The following is a 16,926-nucleotide window of genomic DNA, read 5'->3' on the forward strand; positions in this document are numbered from 1 at the left end:
AAAAAAAAGGGGTTTTGCGCGAAAACCCCCTTCATTTCCCATCGGCGGAACCAATGCGGCGCTATGAATCCGCCGCCCGTTTAAACTCCGACTCGTAAACCAACAGCGGCTCCGACTGTCCGTTAATGACGCTCTCGTCGATCACGACCTTGCTGATATTGTCGCTGGAAGGCAATTCGTACATGGTATCCAGCAAGACATTTTCCACAATGGTCCGCAAGCCGCGCGCGCCTGTTTTTCTTTCCATGGATTTCCGCGCAATCGCCGCCAGCGATTCTTCCCTGAACTCCAATTCCGCGCCTTCCATTTCGAATAAGTGCTTATATTGCTTGATCAAGGCATTTTTGGGTTGCGTCAAAATCTGTATCAGCGCCGCTTCGTCCAGCTCATCCAATGTCGCCACAACCGGCAAACGTCCGACAAATTCCGGAATCAAACCGTATTTGATCAAATCCTCCGCCCGCACATCGGCAAACACTTCCCCGACATTTTTTCCGTCGTCCTTGGCTTTGACTTCGGCCGAAAAACCTATGCCGCCTTTTTCGGTGCGGCTCTTGATGACTCGATCCAATCCGGCGAACGCGCCGCCGACAATGAACAATATATTGGCGGTGTTGACCTGCAGGAACTCCTGCTGAGGATGCTTGCGACCTCCTTGCGGCGGCACGGAAGCGACGGTGCCTTCGATCAATTTCAGCAAGGCCTGCTGCACGCCTTCGCCGGAAACATCGCGGGTAATGGAGGGATTGTCCGATTTACGGGAGATTTTGTCGATTTCATCGATGTAGACGATACCCGTCTCGGCCTTTTCCACATCGTAATCGCACTTTTGCAAAATCTTCTGAATGATGTTTTCCACATCCTCTCCAACATAGCCGGCTTCGGTCAGCGTGGTGGCATCGGCAATGGTAAACGGCACATCCAGCAGGCGCGCCAGCGTCTCGGCCAACAGGGTTTTACCCGAACCAGTGGGGCCAATCAGCAGAATATTGCTTTTCGCCAATTCGACGTCGCTTTTTTTACTATTGCTGCGCAGGCGTTTGTAATGGTTGTAAACAGCCACGGCCAGAATCTTTTTGGCATTTTCCTGTCCGATTACGTAATTATCCAGCTCCTGCTTGATTTCTTTCGGTTTGGGCAGCGCGCCGTTACCGACCGTTTTCTCGTCTTCCAGTAATTCGTCACGAATAATGTCATTACAAAGCTCGACACACTCATCACAGACATAGACTGACGGACCGGCAATCAGCTTTCTGACTTCGTTTTGGCTTTTGCCGCAAAAAGAACAGTACAGAAGTTTATCTTCGTCCTTGCCTTTTTTGTCTTTACTCATGGACAGACCCCGAGGTAATTCATTGCTTCAGTGACTGAAGAATATTTCAAATTCATCAACTTTTCCAATAAATTCGCCGCTGAGCGGCGAATATGGATTAGCCGTTACGACTGCTCAAAACCTTATCGATCAAACCGTATTCAACCGCTTGCTGCGAACTCAGGAAATTATCCCGGTCCGTATCCTGCTGAATTTTCTCCAAAGGCTGTCCGGTATGGTGCGCCAGAATTTTATTCAAGCGCTCGCGAATGGCCAGAATTTCCCGGGCGTGAATATCGAAGTCCGACGCCTGGCCCTGAAACCCACCCAAGGGCTGGTGAATCATGACTCTGGAGTGCGGCAAACAATAACGCTTGCCGGCCGCGCCACCCGCCAACAATAAGGCACCCATGCTGGCCGCCTGACCTATACACATGGTGCTGACATCGGGCTTGATAAACTGCATGGTGTCGTAGATTGACATGCCCGCCGTTACGGAACCGCCGGGAGAATTGATATACAAATGAATATCCTTATCCGGGTTTTCCGACTCCAGAAACAGCAACTGAGCCACCACCAGATTGGCCGAGTAATCCTCCACTTGGCCGACCAGAAAAATAACCCGCTCTTTCAGCAAACGGGAATAAATATCAAACGAACGCTCACCGCGCGCGGTTTGCTCCACTACAATTGGCACCAAACCGCCGGCGGCTTGGGGAGCCATACTACTCATGCCATTTAGATCGATCATTAAGGTTCCTATGCTTGTTGTCTATCCATGACGTCTTCAAAACCGACACTTTGGTCGACGACTCTAGCACGCTCAATAACCCAGGCCACGGCTTGGTCTTCCAACACCATCTGCTGGACGTCATTTAAGCGGCTATTGTCCGCATAATACCAGTTAATTACGTCTTCCGGCTTCTCATAACTCTTCGCCATATCTTCAATGGTGGCGCGTACTTTATCGGCATCCACCTTGATATCGTTCTTTTGGATGATTTCGCCCAAAATCAGACCCAAAGCCACTCGGCGCTTGGCTTGACTTTCGAACATGTCGGAGGGCAGATTCAGGTCCTCCAGTTTCAATTTTGCCTTGCCCGCCCGCTCCGCGTAGGGTTTCATCAAGGCTTGAATTTCCTGATCTATCAGGGCGTTCGGCAGCGTTATAGCCACGTTTTCAAACAGCGCATCCATAACGGCTGTTTTCAGCTTGTTTTTCAAGCCTTGCGCCAACTCTCTCTCCATATTGTCCCTGACATCGGCGCGGAAGGAGTCGACATCGCCGTCCTCAACGCCATAGGCCTTGATGAATTCGGCGTCCAGTTCCGGCAATACCGGCGCTTCGACCTTGACCATTTCGATTTCGAATTCGGCTACTTTACCCGCCAGCTTTTCGCTGTTGTATTTTTCCGGGAAGGTAATGCTAAAGGTTTTGCTGTCGCCAACCGACAAACCTTTCAACTCATCCTCGAACCCCGGAATCATTTGCTTACCGCCGATTTCAACCGGGTAGTTTTCGACCTTGCCGTCGGTAAAATTCTCGCCCTCGGAGACACCCGAAAAATGAATGCTTACCTTGTCGCCTTCCTCGGAAGCCCGCTCGACCACGGCCCAGCTTTTCTTCTGCTGCTTCAGCTTTTCGATCATGTTTTCCACATCGGCATCGGACACCACAGCTGTCGGGCGCCGGATTTCCAGACCGTTGACCGCTTCCAACGACACTTCCGGGTAGACTTCAAACTCCGCGACGTATTCGAATCCTTCGCCCTTATCCGATGGCGTGATGTTCGGATGACCGGCCGGCACCAGTTCCTGCTGCTGCAGCGCTTCAAAATAAGTCGACTGAATCAAGTCGCCGGCCACTTCCTGTTTTACCCGCTCGCCGTAAATTTTTTTGACCATGCTGGTAGGCACCTTGCCGGGACGAAAGCCGTCAACCTTAACTTCCCGAGCCAGTTTTTTTAAGCGAGTTTCCATTTTTTCCTGAAGTACCGCATCAGGCACGCTAACAATCATTTTTCGGCTTAATTCTGATGTCTTCTCGACAGAAACTTGCATTGCATTACCTCAAAAAATTAAAAAAGAAGAAATTGAACAGGGAAACCGATCAGCGGGGCTCATGAAATATCGAAAAAGGTGCTGTATCGCTGTGAATGACAGATAGAAATGGTGCGAGCGGGGAGACTCGAACTCCCACGGGGTTGCCACTGGAACCTAAATCCAGCGCGTCTACCAATTTCGCCACGCTCGCAAACAAATGAACGCGGCATTATAATCAGCGCATGAGGCAAAAACAAATCAATTTCAAGCAATTCCGCCATGCATATTCGTTTCAAGCTGTTTAATTGGGTTTTTCCGTTACTCCTGCCGCACGCAACGGCATTCTCGGACCCCGCGCAAGCCGTCGTCAGTTTTTCCAAAAATCATCAACTTGATGTGGAAATCGCCGACACCCCGGCGCTACGAGAATTAGGATTGATGCATAGGGAACATCTGGCTGATAACCGGGGCATGCTGTTTGTATATCCCGATCAAGAGTTGCGCGGCGTATGGATGAAAAACACCTTACTGGCGCTGGATGTTTTATTTTTATCGGCGGACCACAAAGTCGTTTCCATGCTGCCCCACTTGACACCCTGCCGACACGACCCCTGCCCCAACTATCTCTCAAGCGCTCCGGCTAAGTATATGCTGGAAGTCAATGCCGGCTTTATAGAAAAAAATCAAATCGAAATCGGCCGGGAAGTCATGCTCGATTACCGGCATGACGTCCCTTAAACCGATTTAGGCCGGCCCGTTCACATCCTCCGGATCGCCCTCGTAGGGCGTGGCATATTTGCATTCCTTTTGCGGGCAGACCTTTTCCGTTCCGCGCCGCTTGGTGGTTTTCAAGGTTAAAATCGGCCACTGGCAATTGGGGCAGCTTTCCTTGATCGGTGCATCCCACAAGGCGTAGTCGCATTTGGGATATTCCGAACAAGAATAAAATATCTTGCCGCTGCGAGCCTTGCGCTTCAGAATCGAGCCCTTTTTACATTGAGGACATTCAACACCGGTATCCCGCGGCTTTTCCAAGGGCTCGATATGCTTACAGCTTGGATACGCACTGCAGCCCACGAACTTGCCGTAGCGGCCTGTTTTAATCACCAGAGGCGACTCGCATTTCGGGCACGCCCTACCCTCAACCACTTCCGGTTCCGCAGAATTGGCCGCATTATCCTCTCCCAGATTACGAGTGTAGGAACAGGTTGGATAATTGGTACAACCGACGAAACGGCCGTTTCGTCCCAATCGAATCGACAAGGGACTACCACATTCCGGACATTTTTCATCGATGCTTTCCTGGGTCACATCCTTGCGTTGTACCGATTCCTCCTTTTCGTTGATCAACTGCGTGAAGGGCCGCCAGAAATCGTTCATCAACGGAATCCAGTCTTTTTCGCCGCGCGCCACGGCATCCAGATCGTCCTCCAGATTGGCGGTAAAGTTGTAATCGACGTACTTGGTAAAATGCTCGGTCAGAAACTTGTTGACGATGCGCCCCACATCGGTTGGGTAAAAGCGCTTACTGTCTATGGTGACATATTCGCGATTCTGCAAGGTCGAGATGATGGTGGCATAGGTCGAGGGCCGACCTATGCCATGTTCTTCCAAGGCCTTTACCAGACTGGCCTCGCTATATCGGGGCGGCGGCTCGGTAAAGTGTTGATTTGCGGCAACGTCGTTCAAAACCACCGGCCGGCCTTCCTCCATGGGCGGCAGCAATCTATCCTGATCGTCCGCGGCTTCCTTGCTGTCGTCCACCCCTTCCAGATACACCATCATAAAACCCGGATTGGTGACGGTAGAACCGGTGGCGCGAAATACATTTTTATCGCTGCCGCAATTGAGATCCACCGCAACCAGATTTAGGGTCGCATGTATCATCTGACAAGCCACGGTGCGCTTCCAGATCAAATCGTACAGTTTGAATTGCTCAACGCTCAAACGATTTTTCACCAGATCAGGCAGTCTTTGCACCGAAGTGGGACGAATCGCCTCGTGCGCTTCCTGGGCATTTTTGGATTTGGTTTTAAACTGGCGCGGCTCTTTTGGGACATTATCCGCCCCGTATTTCTCGGCAATCAGCGCCCGAATATCCGCCAACGCCTCATCCGCCAGATTCACCGAATCAGTACGCATATAGGAAATCAAACCGACCGTCTCGCCACCCAGATCGATGCCCTCGTATAACTGCTGCGCCACCATCATGGTGCGCTTGGTGGTAAACCCCAGTTTGCGGGCCGCTTCCTGCTGCAGGGTGGAGGTGATAAAGGGCGGCGCCGGATTTTTATTGCGCTGTTTTTTCTCCAGCTTGGCGACGATCAATTGGCCATCGCCGGCTTCCAAAAGTGCCTGCCTGACCTGATTGGCCCGGGTTTCATCGGTGATGCTGAATTGCGTCAGTTTTTCGCCATTGAAATGCGTCAGCTTGGCTTTGAAGGGCTGGCCCTGCGCGCTGGCGTCGGCGGTGTGCGACCAGTATTCGCGGGTTTTGAAGGCCTCGATTTCCAGTTCCCGCTCCACTATCATGCGCAAGGCGGGACTTTGCACCCGGCCGGCCGATAAGCCGCGGCGGATTTTTTTCCACAGCAGCGGCGACAGATTGAAACCCACCAAATAATCCAAGGCCCGACGTGCTTGCTGGGCATTCACCATGGTGGTGGATAATTCGGTCGGATGAGCGATAGCCTCGGTAACGGCTTTTTTGGTGATCTCATGAAACACCACCCGCCGCACCTCTTTATCCTTTAAAAGTTTTTTTTCCTTCAGATGCTCGAACACATGCCAGGAAATCGCCTCGCCCTCCCTGTCAGGGTCGGTAGCCAGATACAAGGTGTCGGCATTCTTCAAGGCCTTGCCTATTTCCTGCAAATGCCGCTGGTTACGGTCGATGACCTGATATTTCATGGCAAAGCCGTTTTCAGGGTCGACGGCACCTTCCTTGGGAATCAGGTCACGGACATGACCGTAGGAGGCAAGCACCTGAAAATCCTTGCCCAAATATTTTTCTATGGTTTTGCATTTGGCGGGAGACTCTACAATGACTAAACTTTTGCTCATGCTGTCCGTAACGAATCAATGTAAAGAAGTCGGTATCAAGTCGTAAACGATATCTTCCATGCGCGAAAATGCGGCGCTATCGCCCGGTTGACTCAACAATACCATCAGCACTATCCACTTGAGCTTTTCCAATGTGATATCTTCGTCCTTCAGGGCCATGGCCCTGTCGATGGCGATTTCCCGATTGGCCGCAGTCAAAATGCCGCCGTGCTCAAGAAACATTAGAAAGTCACGGCATTCCAGGTCGAACACAGCCTCTTCCTGACGGCTGAAGATTCTAAATGAGGACGTGACCGCCGGGCTTATGCTGTCTATTTCCGCCAGGGATTCCAGCCAATCAAAGGCTTTGCTGACATCAGGCTGTTGAAAACCGGCGTCGAGTAACTCACTGGCAATCACATCGGTATCCGGATAATTGTCGCTGTCGCCATCCAGGTAATTTTCAAACAGATAGATCAGCACATCAAAAATATCTTCTTTCATTAGAGCCTTTATTGGATTCGGTAATAGCTAGCGCCGGCGGCCGCGGCTATGTAGCCTTGCAGTTCCAGAACCAACAGTATCGATGAAACGGTTTCCACAGAATAACCACTGTCCTGAACCAGATTGTCAACCGCAATCGGGCTGTACGGAATCAATTTCAATAGATTTTGCTGCTCCAGGTCAAGCGCCGTCTGATTTATTTGTGCATCAATCGACTTATATATCTGATTGTATTGACCTAATTCTTCAAAAATATCCTCGGCGGTTTCCACCAGTTTGGCCCCTTGCCTGATTAAAGCGTTACAGCCGCGCGCCAATGGATTGTTGATCGAACCCGGAATGGCAAACACTTCCCGGTTTTGTTCCAGGGCCATTCTGGCGCTAATCAGCGATCCGCTTTGTTGGGCGGCCTCCACGACCAGCAAGCCCCGACATAAACCGCTGATAATTCGATTTCGCCGGGGAAAGTGGCCGGTTTTGGCTTTTGTGCCCGGCGGAAACTCGGAAACCAAAGCACCGTTTGCCACAATTTCCGTCGCCAATTGTTGATGACAAGCCGGATAAACTCTATCCAATCCGGTACCGGCCACCGCGATGGTACAACCGCTTGCGTTCAACGCTCCTTGATGGCTGGCCGCATCGATGCCCAACGCCATGCCGCTGGTGATCACATAACCAGCCTCGGATAGGGCTCTAGCGAAATCAAGCGCAATTCTTACCCCCGCGGCGGATGGGTTACGGCTGCCAACCATGGCGATTTGCGGCGCATTTAGGCATTCAGACCTGCCCTTAACGAAAAGTATCGGCGGAGGATCGGCGATTTCTTTTAATTGCTCGGGGTAATCGGCATCCTGAAGCGTGATTGCGGTATTTCCGGGCTGCTCAAGCCAGAGTAAATCCTGTTCGACCAATTCCCAGTTTGGGTTTTGCAGAGCCTCGACGAGTTTTTCACCTATTCCCGCCCCCTTCAATGCGGCCTTGGACAGGCAAAAAATTTGCTCAATGGAAAAATGCGCCAACAGGCGCCTTACGGCGACCGGCCCGACCCCTGGCACGCGGGTCAGAGCCAGCCAGTATTTGATATGCGAATTCAGCGTTTTTGACAATAAAAGAACTACCCGGTGTATACCCCTCGCGCTGTTGGCGAGGGCGGTATTTTATGGTGTTTGCACTCTGTCCAAAGTGTGAATGGCCGAAGTCGCTTTCATCACCAAGGCGTAACTTACGCGCTCGAATGGGCGAAAAACCATCAGCACCCCGGCCAATTCATCCGGCAATTTAACCGGCACGGCGTTATCGGATTGAATCTTATCGGCCACGACACGCCCTTTTCTGTATATATCCAGGGTGTGGCCGACTTCCAAGCCGTCCGCCGTACCCTTGTCAATCACCACGATATCGTATTGACCAATCTGGGAAACGCCGCCCATAACCCGAATAATGCTTCCCACCACGCGTTGCTCCGGCGGCCTGGGGAAATAATTCAAGGCCATTTCGCCGGCCGAACTCAACATCAACCTGTCGCCGCGACGCACTTGGCTATTGGATTTGGTAATGCGCAAGGTGGCCGGATCGCCCGGACTTTCCAACAGCGTGTCGGCGACATAATCCGCTTCGTAACCGAGTATCTCTTGGGTATCCGGACTGATATACGGTTTGCCTTGGCGGTAAATGGTGTATTCGAGCCCTTCCGGATTTTCGATCGCCCGCACATAAACCCTATCGCCGCTACCGGCCACTAAATGCTCATCGGCGATTTCAAGCACGTAAGGTGCCTGACCCAGCTCATCGGCGGCTACGACCTTGGGCGAGCTCAAAAACTGCGTAATCGCGTCGCTGGGTATCATCGGAATCGCTTGCTCGATCGACGATTCCCGGATATGCGGCGTCAGGTTGGGCGACTCGCCATAGCCGAACTCCGGCGTCAAACTCAGGCGCGGCTCGCCATCCACGTAGGAAAAATACAGCGTGTCGCCCGGATAAATCCAGTGCGGGTTTTTGATGTGCGGATTATTATGCCAGAGCCGCGGCCATTGCCAGGGGTGCTCGAGAAATTTGCCGGAAATGTCCCATAAAGTATCCCCCTTGACCACGGTATATTGATCAGGATGGTTGGGGTTGATCCGTAATGAATCAGCCCATACAAAAGCGCTAAAAAGCAAGGGAATCAACAATCCCAGCAATAGACGTAAAGCCATAAAGTTATTCCTGCCAGCCATGAGAAGAATCTGTGTGATTGCAAAGTTTAGATGAATTCGGCCATAAATCCAGCCGCGGAATCACTGCGGGACTCGCTCTACACTGTTACCCAGCGGGACCGACTACTGACTTTTAAATTCCGCCTGATGCTGAAGGAACCATTGGTAGGTCGCATTTAAACCTTCCTCCAAACCGATGGTAGGCTGCCAGCCCAGCGAGCGCAATTTGCCGTTGTCCATTAATTTGCGCGGTGTGCCATCGGGTTTGGAGCTATCCCATTCGATACTGCCGTTAAAACCCACCACTTTTTGAATCGTTTCAGCTAAGCTCCGAATGGTAACATCCTCGCCGGTCCCCACATTCAAATGCGACAACATCGGTTCAATCGTCGCCCAGTAAGAACTCGCATCCAGGTTCAACACATGCAAACAGGCCGCGGCCATATCGTCCACATGCAAAAATTCCCGCATCGCCGTGCCGGTTCCCCACAACGTCACGCTTGAAGCATGCGCCGTTTTGGCATCATGAAACTTGCGTATCATGGCCGGAATAACATGACTGTTTTCCAGATGAAAATTATCGTTTTCGCCGTAAAGATTGGTCGGCATGACCGAACGATAGTCCGTGCCGAATTGGCGGTTATAGGATTCGCATAATTTTATGCCGGCGATCTTGGCAATGGCATAGGGCTCGTTGGTGGCCTCCAAAACCCCGGTCAACAAAGCCGATTCCCGCATCGGCTGTTCGGCAAATTTGGGATAAATGCAGGAACTGCCCAAAAACAACAACTCCCGGCATCCCGCCGCCCACGCCTGATGAATGATATTGGCTTCCATCATCAGATTTTGGTAAATGAATTCCGCCGGATAAACATTGTTGGCATGAATGCCTCCCACCTTGGCCGCGGCCAGAATCACCCGCTCGGGTTTTTCGGTTTGCATAAATTCTCGTACCGCAGCCTGATCGGTCAAATCCAACTCGGCATGTGTGCGCACCAGCACATTTTCGCATCCCGCCGACTGCAACTGCCGCAAAATGGCCGAGCCTACCATGCCCCGGTGGCCAGCCAGATAGATTTTCTTGTCTGTCACGGAATTACTCCTTGCTTACCGCTACGCTATATCCTTGCTGTTTCAGCAATGCATGTTTTTGCGCCTGTTCCAAATCGTAAGCCACCATTTCCTTGATCATTTCTCCCAAGCTGATTTGCGGCACCCAGCCCAACTTTTCCTTGGCCTTGGTCGGATCGCCCAACAAGGTTTCCACTTCGGCGGGACGGAAATAACGCGGATCGATGGCCACGATTTGCTGCCCTATTTCGGCTTTCGGCGCTTTATCGCCGCTTATGGCGGCAACATAGCCCTTTTCCTCGACACCATGGCCTTCCCAACGTATTGAAATACCCAACTCCAGGGCCGACATTTCGATAAACTGCCGCACCGAATACTGCACGCCGGTCGCGATCACGTAATCTTCCGGCTGCTCCTGCTGCAGCATCATCCACTGCATCCGCACATAATCCTTGGCGTGCCCCCAATCGCGCAGGGAGTCCATGTTACCCATATACAAACATTGTTCCAGACCCGCGGCAATATTGCTCAAGCCGCGAGTGATTTTGCGGGTCACAAAGGTTTCACCCCGCCGCGGCGACTCGTGGTTGAACAAAATACCGTTGCAGGCGTACATACCGTATGCTTCGCGGTAATTGACGGTTATCCAGTACGCATAAAGCTTGGCCACCGCATAAGGAGAACGCGGATAAAACGGCGTGGTTTCTTTTTGCGGAATTTCCTGCACCAGTCCATATAATTCGGAGGTGGAAGCCTGATAGAAACGGGTGGATTTTTCCATACCTAAAAAGCGCATGGCTTCGAGAATACGCAGGGTGCCGATGGCATCCACATCGGCGGTATATTCCGGAGATTCAAACGACACCGCCACGTGGCTCATGGCTCCCAGGTTGTAAACCTCCGTGGGATTGGTTTCCTTGAGTATCCGGGTCAGGTTCGAGCTGTCGGTCAAATCGCCGTAATGCAGATAAAACTTGGGATCCTTGACGTGCGGATCTTGATAAATGTGATCGACCCTCTCGGTGTTGAATAGCGATGCCCGCCGCTTGATGCCATGCACTTCATAGCCTTTTTCCAACAAAAACTCGGCCAGATACGAGCCGTCCTGCCCGGTTATCCCTGTGATTAAAGCTACCCGCTTTTCCATCTCAACTCCTGAAATTTTAATTACAAATAATTTAAACAAAAACGCAATGTCTGGAGCAAACCAGAGGTTTACAGGCTATTGGCGCATATTGATGAATGCAGAATGCTACACCATTTTCTTAAAAACCGGCTAGTTACCAAAATGTTTCAACGCTTGAATCGCTGTCACGCATGCCGGCATTTTTCAAGGTTGGCGCGAAGCGCTTCCAAAAATGCCTCGGTGCTCAAATAATGAGAATCCTGCACGGCATCACCATGGATACACATGGCCAGATCCTTGGTCATTTTGCCGGCTTCCACCGTATCGATACACACTCTTTCCAGGGTTTCGCAAAACCGGATCAACTCGGCGTTGCCATCCAATTTGCCCCGAAACGCCAACCCGCGAGTCCAAGCAAAAATCGACGCAATCGGGTTGGTTGAGGTGGTTTTGCCTTGCTGGTGCATACGATAATGGCGGGTGACCGTGCCATGCGCCGCTTCGGCCTCCATAATCTTGCCGTCCGGAGTCACCAGGGTGGAAGTCATCAAGCCCAGCGAACCGAAGCCCTGCGCCACGGTATCGGACTGCACATCGCCATCGTAATTTTTACAGGCCCATACGAACGCACCATTCCATTTCAACGCCGACGCCACCATGTCGTCGATCAGCTTGTGCTCGTAAACGATGCCCTTGGCTTGATAAAGCTCCTTGTATTCCGCTTGATAAATGGCTTCGAAAATATCCTTGAAGCGACCGTCATACTTCTTCAATATGGTGTTTTTGGTAGACAGATAAAGCGGCCACCCCCTATCCAAGGCCACGTTGAAGCAACTGCGGGCAAATCCGGCAATTGACTCGTCGGTGTTGTACATCGCCAGCGCCACGCCATCGCCGTCAAAGTGATACACCTCGAAGCTTTGCTCCGGACCGCCGTCGTCCGGGGTGAAACTAATCTTTAATTTACCCTTGCCCCGGGTGACAAAATCCGTAGCCCGATATTGGTCACCAAAAGCGTGCCGGCCAATACAGATAGGCTGAGTCCAGTTCGGCACCAACCGAGGTACGTTGCGGCAAATAATTGGCTCCCGAAACACCGTGCCATCCAAAATATTTCGAATGGTGCCGTTGGGAGATTTGTACATTTTCTTCAGACTGAACTCCGCCACCCTGGCCTCGTCCGGCGTAATCGTGGCACATTTGATGCCGACACCGTGCCGTTTGATCGCATTTGCCGCTTCTATCGTGATTTGATCGTCCGTGGCATCGCGCTGCTGAATACACAAATCGTAATAGTCAATGTTTAAGTCCAGATACGGCAGAATTAACTGATCCTTAATGAAATGCCAGAGGATGCGAGTCATCTCGTCACCATCAATTTCCACGACCGGATTTTCGACAGATATTTTTTTCATTCCCTACTCCACACATTAACTCGTCGGCTCAGTATAGCCTGACAAACTGTTAAGTGCTTTACGCTTTACCGACGTCGCCAGGCAAGTTTATTGCACAGCTTGGCGGTTCATTGTATAAGAAGCAGAGCCTGGCCGGCCAACTGGCCGCCATCCAACCTAACCGGCCAGCGGAGACAGCCATGAAAGAATATCAAGATGTTCGCAATCACTTACTCGACATGCTGGAAGAACTCGATGAGCGCCTAGGCAAAATCACCGATGATGTCAGACACGTCGACAAACCGCTGGAACAGGATTTTTCCGAACAGGCCGTCGAAGTCGAGAATGACGAAGTGCTGGACGCCCTGGGCAATGCCGCCCGGGTTGAAGTTGAAAAAATCAAACAGGCTATTTCCAGAATCGACGACGGCAGTTACGGTATTTGCCTGGCATGCGGAGAACCGATCAAACAGGAACGTCTTACCGCGCTGCCCTACGCCAATCGATGTATTCATTGCGCCGAATTGAATGAGAAAAACTAATTCTACTTTGTCGCATTTAAAAACCGCCGTCATGTCCGCCTGGAAGCGAGCATCCAGCGCCATGGATGGCAGGCTTCGGTCCATCCTGGCGCCTGGATTCCGGCAATCCCTGCCGGAATGACGAATTCCTTTAAGAATCTGACAAAGTAGAACTAACAACCGTGAAGTAAAACAAGACCGAAAAGCCGGTCCAACACCGCCCGGCGCGATGCGCTCAACAATCTGTACTATCCTTGCCCCTACACTTTCACCATAGCTGAGACAATACTCATGGACATTGCCGAATTATTGACGTTTTCCGTTAAAAATAAAGCCTCGGATTTGCATTTGTCCGCCGGCCTGCCGCCCATGATTCGGGTCGATGGCGATATCCGCCGCATCAATATTCCGGCTCTGGATCATAAGGAAGTTCATGCGCTGATTTACGACATCATGAACGACAAGCAGCGCCGAGATTACGAAGAATTCCTGGAAACCGACTTTTCCTTTGCCTTGCCCGGCGTGGCGCGCTTCAGGGTCAACGCCTTCAATCAGGATCGGGGTGCCGGCGCTGTCTTCCGGACCATTCCGTCCAAGGTATTAACACTGGAAGACTTGGGCGCCCCCAAGTTTTTCGAGGAAGTCTGTACCAAGCCGCGCGGTTTGATTCTGGTGACCGGCCCCACCGGTTCGGGTAAATCCACCACGTTGGCCGCCATGATCAACCACATCAATTCCAACGACTATTCGCACATCCTGACCGTCGAAGATCCGATAGAATTCGTACACGAGAGCCAGAAATCATTGATCAATCAACGCGAGGTGCATAGGGACACGCTAGGCTTCAACGAAGCCTTGCGTTCGGCGCTACGGGAAGACCCGGACATCATTCTGGTCGGCGAAATGAGGGATTTGGAAACCATACGTCTGGCATTGACCGCCGCCGAAACCGGCCACTTGGTGTTCGGCACCTTGCACACCACTTCCGCCGCCAAAACCATCGACCGGATCATCGACGTCTTCCCGGCGGCGGAAAAAGACATGATACGTTCCATGCTGTCGGAGTCCTTGCAGGCGGTCATCTCGCAAACGCTATTGAAAAAAGTCGGCGGCGGCCGGATTGCCGCCCACGAAATCATGGTCGGCACCGCCGCGATTCGCAACCTGATCCGCGAGGCCAAGGTGGCGCAAATGTATTCGGCGATCCAAACCGGCCGCAAGGACGGTATGCAGACGCTGGATCAAAACTTGAAGGAACTGGTCGACAAGGGGCTAATCACCGCCAAGGCGGCCATGGTGAAAGCCGTCAACAAAGACTTGTTCCGCTAAAAAAACGGGAGGGAACATGGACTTCAAAGCATTACTGGCCCTGATGGTGGAAAAAAAGGCCTCTGACTTATTCATCACCGCCGGCAAGCCGCCCTGCATGAAAATCGACGGCAAAGTGGTGGATGTTTCCAAAAACATTCTGACCGCCGATCAAGCGCTGAAAGTGGTACTCAGCATCATGGAGCAACGTCAGAAAGACGAATTCGAACATACCAAGGAATGCCAGTTCGCCATGGGCGTCGAAGGCCTGGGCCGCTTCCGGGTCAGTGCCTTTACCCAGCGCGATGCGGCCGGCATGGTTTTACGCCGCATCGAAACCGCGATTCCCTCTTCCGAAGAGCTGCATCTGCCGCCGGTTCTGAAAGAACTGATCATGTACAAACGCGGCTTGGTATTGTTTGTGGGCGCCACCGGTACCGGTAAATCGACCTCCTTGGCAGCCTTGATCCGCCATCGCAACGAAAACAGCAACGGTCATATCATTACCATCGAAGACCCGATCGAATTCGTGCATCCGCACAGGGGCTGTATCATCACTCAGCGCGAAGTAGGGCTGGATACCGAATCTTACGAAGTGGCGCTGAAAAACACCTTGCGGCAAGCGCCGGATGTGATTCTGATTGGCGAGGTCAGGACCAAAGAGACCATGCAACACGCCATTACCTTTGCCGAGACCGGCCATTTGTGCCTATGTACCTTGCACGCGAATAACGCCAACCAAGCGCTGGATCGTATCCTGCACTTTTTCCCGGAAGACATGCATGGGCAAATCTTCATGGACCTGTCGCTGAATCTGCGCGGCATCGTCGCTCAGCAACTGGTCAAGCGCGCCGACGGCAAGGGGCGATATCCGGCTATTGAAATTCTGCTGAATACGCCGCTGGTGTCGGACTTGGTTCGTAAAGGCGAAGTGCATAAGCTGAAGGAACTGATGAAGAACTCCCGCGAACACGGCATGCAGACCTTCGATCAAGCGTTGTACGACCTGTATACCGCCGGCAAAATCAGTTACGAAGACGCCTTGAACGCGGCCGACTCCCGCAACGAAGTCCGCCTGATGATCAAATTGGGCGCGGAAAATGCCGATTTCGACAATGACGAAATGAAACTGTCGGAAACCGACGAAGACAACGGCAGCCTTTACAAATAAGCAATCCAATCATCATGAACCCGGCGGTATTTTTTTTAAAGCCCAGACATTGTTTAAGCTTGGTCTTGCTTATTTTTAGTAGCGGTTGCGCCAATCAAGCGGAAACACCGCCCACTCAGCCACGTAGCGGCGCACCCACCCAGCAGCTTCCGCCCCGGCAAGTCAGATCGGCAACCCCGGCCTTGCGCCCCCTTGCCAACGTTGGCGCATATTCGGCGGAGTCGATTTCCGGAGATTACACCGGCTATCAAGACCTGAAGCGCTTCATCGAATTCATGGAGCAAAAGCACGGCTTTGACCGTCTCTACTTGAACGGTTTGTTTTCACAAGCCAAGCGCAAACAATGGACTTTGGATTATCTGGCCAAATCAGATCAAAGCCTGAAAGCCCAACCAGGCAAAGGCAGCTGGTCGCGTTACCGGGCAAAATTTCTGGATGACAGGCATATCAATAGCGGCGTGGCTTTCTGGCAAACACACCAAAACACTTTGCAACGCGCAAGCCAACAATACGGAGTGCCGGCGGAGTATATTCTCGGCATCATGGCAGTCGAAACCACCTTCGGTAGCTATGTCGGCAGCCACCGCGTCATCGATGCCTTGACCACTTTGGCTTTCGATTATCGCAGGCGCGGCGACTATTTTCGTGCCGAACTGGAAAACTTTCTGGTCATGACTCGCAACGAGCGCATGGATCCGGCTAAACCGGTCGGCTCCTTTGCGGGGGCCATGGGTCTGGGACAATTCATGCCCAGCAGTTTTATGGAATGGGCGGTGGACTTCAACGGCGACGGTCATCGCGACTTGTGGGACCCGGTGGACAGCATAGGCAGCGTCGCCAACTATTTTGCCCAACACGGCTGGCAACCCGGGCAGCCGGTAGTTTCCCCGATTCAAGGAACCCCGAGGGCAAGCCGTCTGGAGCCAGGACTGGATCGTATATATTCGATAAAGTCTTTAACCGAATCCGGCCTGTCTCCCACCATTGCTTGCAACTGCGACGCGCCATTGCGTCTATTATGGTTGCGGCATAACCACGGAGACGAGTACCGGGTGGGCTATCCCAATTTTTACGTCATCACCCGCTACAATCAAAGCACCCACTATGCCATGGCGGTTCACGAACTAGCGCAGGCCATCAAAAACGCTTACCTAAAGGATAAAAAGGGCTAACAGCCGCGCCGCTTTGGTTTTATTAAGCTTTTTTTAAGAGGAAACCAACAGAATTAATCGCGAC

At 52.0% G+C, this 16,926-nt stretch carries 15 protein-coding genes and 1 tRNA gene; 5 read left to right on the forward strand and 11 right to left on the reverse strand.

Features of this window, described 5'->3' with window-relative positions; all coding sequences use genetic code 11:
• Window positions 1-61: 61 nt before the first annotated feature.
• The 4 genes from clpX to NP590_RS09565 form a co-directional block, all read right to left on the reverse strand.
• Complete coding sequence (gene clpX, locus NP590_RS09550; protein WP_256602146.1) at window positions 62-1,333, reverse strand: ATP-dependent Clp protease ATP-binding subunit ClpX; 1,272 nt, start codon at window positions 1,331-1,333, stop codon at window positions 62-64.
• Window positions 1,334-1,430: 97 nt separating this feature from the next.
• A complete protein-coding gene (clpP, locus tag NP590_RS09555; protein WP_256602147.1) occupies window positions 1,431-2,063 on the reverse strand; it encodes an ATP-dependent Clp endopeptidase proteolytic subunit ClpP in 633 nt (210 codons plus the stop codon).
• Window positions 2,064-2,071: 8 nt separating this feature from the next.
• Window positions 2,072-3,373 (reverse strand): trigger factor, encoded by a 1,302-nt coding sequence (gene tig / locus NP590_RS09560; RefSeq protein WP_256602148.1) that lies wholly within the window; start codon window positions 3,371-3,373, stop codon window positions 2,072-2,074.
• A gap of 109 nt (window positions 3,374-3,482) precedes the next feature.
• Window positions 3,483-3,566, reverse strand: a tRNA-Leu gene (locus NP590_RS09565).
• A gap of 68 nt (window positions 3,567-3,634) precedes the next feature.
• On the opposite strand from NP590_RS09565, the gene NP590_RS09570 reads away from it, so the two are divergent.
• Window positions 3,635-4,093, forward strand: coding sequence for a DUF192 domain-containing protein (locus NP590_RS09570; RefSeq protein ID WP_256602149.1), 459 nt, complete (start codon window positions 3,635-3,637; stop codon window positions 4,091-4,093).
• A gap of 6 nt (window positions 4,094-4,099) precedes the next feature.
• Here the strand turns inward: NP590_RS09570 and topA are convergent, their stop codons facing one another.
• The 7 genes from topA to NP590_RS09605 form a co-directional block, all read right to left on the reverse strand.
• A complete protein-coding gene (gene topA / locus NP590_RS09575) occupies window positions 4,100-6,418 on the reverse strand; it encodes a type I DNA topoisomerase (RefSeq protein WP_256602150.1) in 2,319 nt (772 codons plus the stop codon).
• 15 nt (window positions 6,419-6,433) lie between these two features.
• Window positions 6,434-6,901, reverse strand: coding sequence for a Smg family protein (locus NP590_RS09580; protein WP_256602151.1), 468 nt, complete (start codon window positions 6,899-6,901; stop codon window positions 6,434-6,436).
• An 8-nt stretch (window positions 6,902-6,909) separates the two neighbouring features.
• Window positions 6,910-8,007, reverse strand: coding sequence for a DNA-processing protein DprA (gene dprA, locus NP590_RS09585; RefSeq protein ID WP_256602152.1), 1,098 nt, complete (start codon window positions 8,005-8,007; stop codon window positions 6,910-6,912).
• Between the two features lie 51 nt (window positions 8,008-8,058).
• Window positions 8,059-9,099, reverse strand: a complete 1,041-nt coding sequence (locus tag NP590_RS09590; RefSeq protein WP_256602153.1) for a LysM peptidoglycan-binding domain-containing protein — start codon at window positions 9,097-9,099, stop codon at window positions 8,059-8,061.
• A gap of 123 nt (window positions 9,100-9,222) precedes the next feature.
• Window positions 9,223-10,191: a GDP-L-fucose synthase gene (gene fcl / locus NP590_RS09595; RefSeq protein WP_256602154.1), complete on the reverse strand. Its 969-nt coding sequence runs from the start codon at window positions 10,189-10,191 to the stop codon at window positions 9,223-9,225.
• A 4-nt stretch (window positions 10,192-10,195) separates the two neighbouring features.
• Entirely contained in the window at window positions 10,196-11,317 is a 1,122-nt protein-coding gene (gene gmd / locus NP590_RS09600; RefSeq protein WP_256602155.1) for a GDP-mannose 4,6-dehydratase, read from the reverse strand.
• A gap of 164 nt (window positions 11,318-11,481) precedes the next feature.
• A complete protein-coding gene (locus NP590_RS09605) occupies window positions 11,482-12,711 on the reverse strand; it encodes an NADP-dependent isocitrate dehydrogenase (protein WP_256602156.1) in 1,230 nt (409 codons plus the stop codon).
• Between the two features lie 179 nt (window positions 12,712-12,890).
• Between NP590_RS09605 and NP590_RS09610 the strand changes: the two genes are divergently transcribed.
• The 4 genes from NP590_RS09610 (at window position 12,891) to mltB (ending at window position 16,862) form a co-directional block, all read left to right on the forward strand.
• Window positions 12,891-13,232, forward strand: coding sequence for a TraR/DksA family transcriptional regulator (locus NP590_RS09610; RefSeq protein ID WP_256602158.1), 342 nt, complete (start codon window positions 12,891-12,893; stop codon window positions 13,230-13,232).
• A 270-nt stretch (window positions 13,233-13,502) separates the two neighbouring features.
• Window positions 13,503-14,540 (forward strand): type IV pilus twitching motility protein PilT, encoded by a 1,038-nt coding sequence (locus NP590_RS09615; protein ID WP_256602160.1) that lies wholly within the window; start codon window positions 13,503-13,505, stop codon window positions 14,538-14,540.
• Between the two features lie 16 nt (window positions 14,541-14,556).
• Window positions 14,557-15,690 carry a PilT/PilU family type 4a pilus ATPase gene (locus NP590_RS09620; RefSeq protein ID WP_256602161.1) on the forward strand — a complete coding sequence of 378 codons (1,134 nt, stop codon included), beginning with the start codon at window positions 14,557-14,559 and terminating at the stop codon, window positions 15,688-15,690.
• A 14-nt stretch (window positions 15,691-15,704) separates the two neighbouring features.
• Window positions 15,705-16,862, forward strand: a complete 1,158-nt coding sequence (mltB, locus tag NP590_RS09625; RefSeq protein WP_256602163.1) for a lytic murein transglycosylase B — start codon at window positions 15,705-15,707, stop codon at window positions 16,860-16,862.
• Window positions 16,863-16,926: the final 64 nt, after the last annotated feature.

The organism is Methylomonas subterranea (genome assembly GCF_024505185.1).
Taxonomy (GTDB): domain Bacteria; phylum Pseudomonadota; class Gammaproteobacteria; order Methylococcales; family Methylomonadaceae; genus Methylomonas; species Methylomonas subterranea.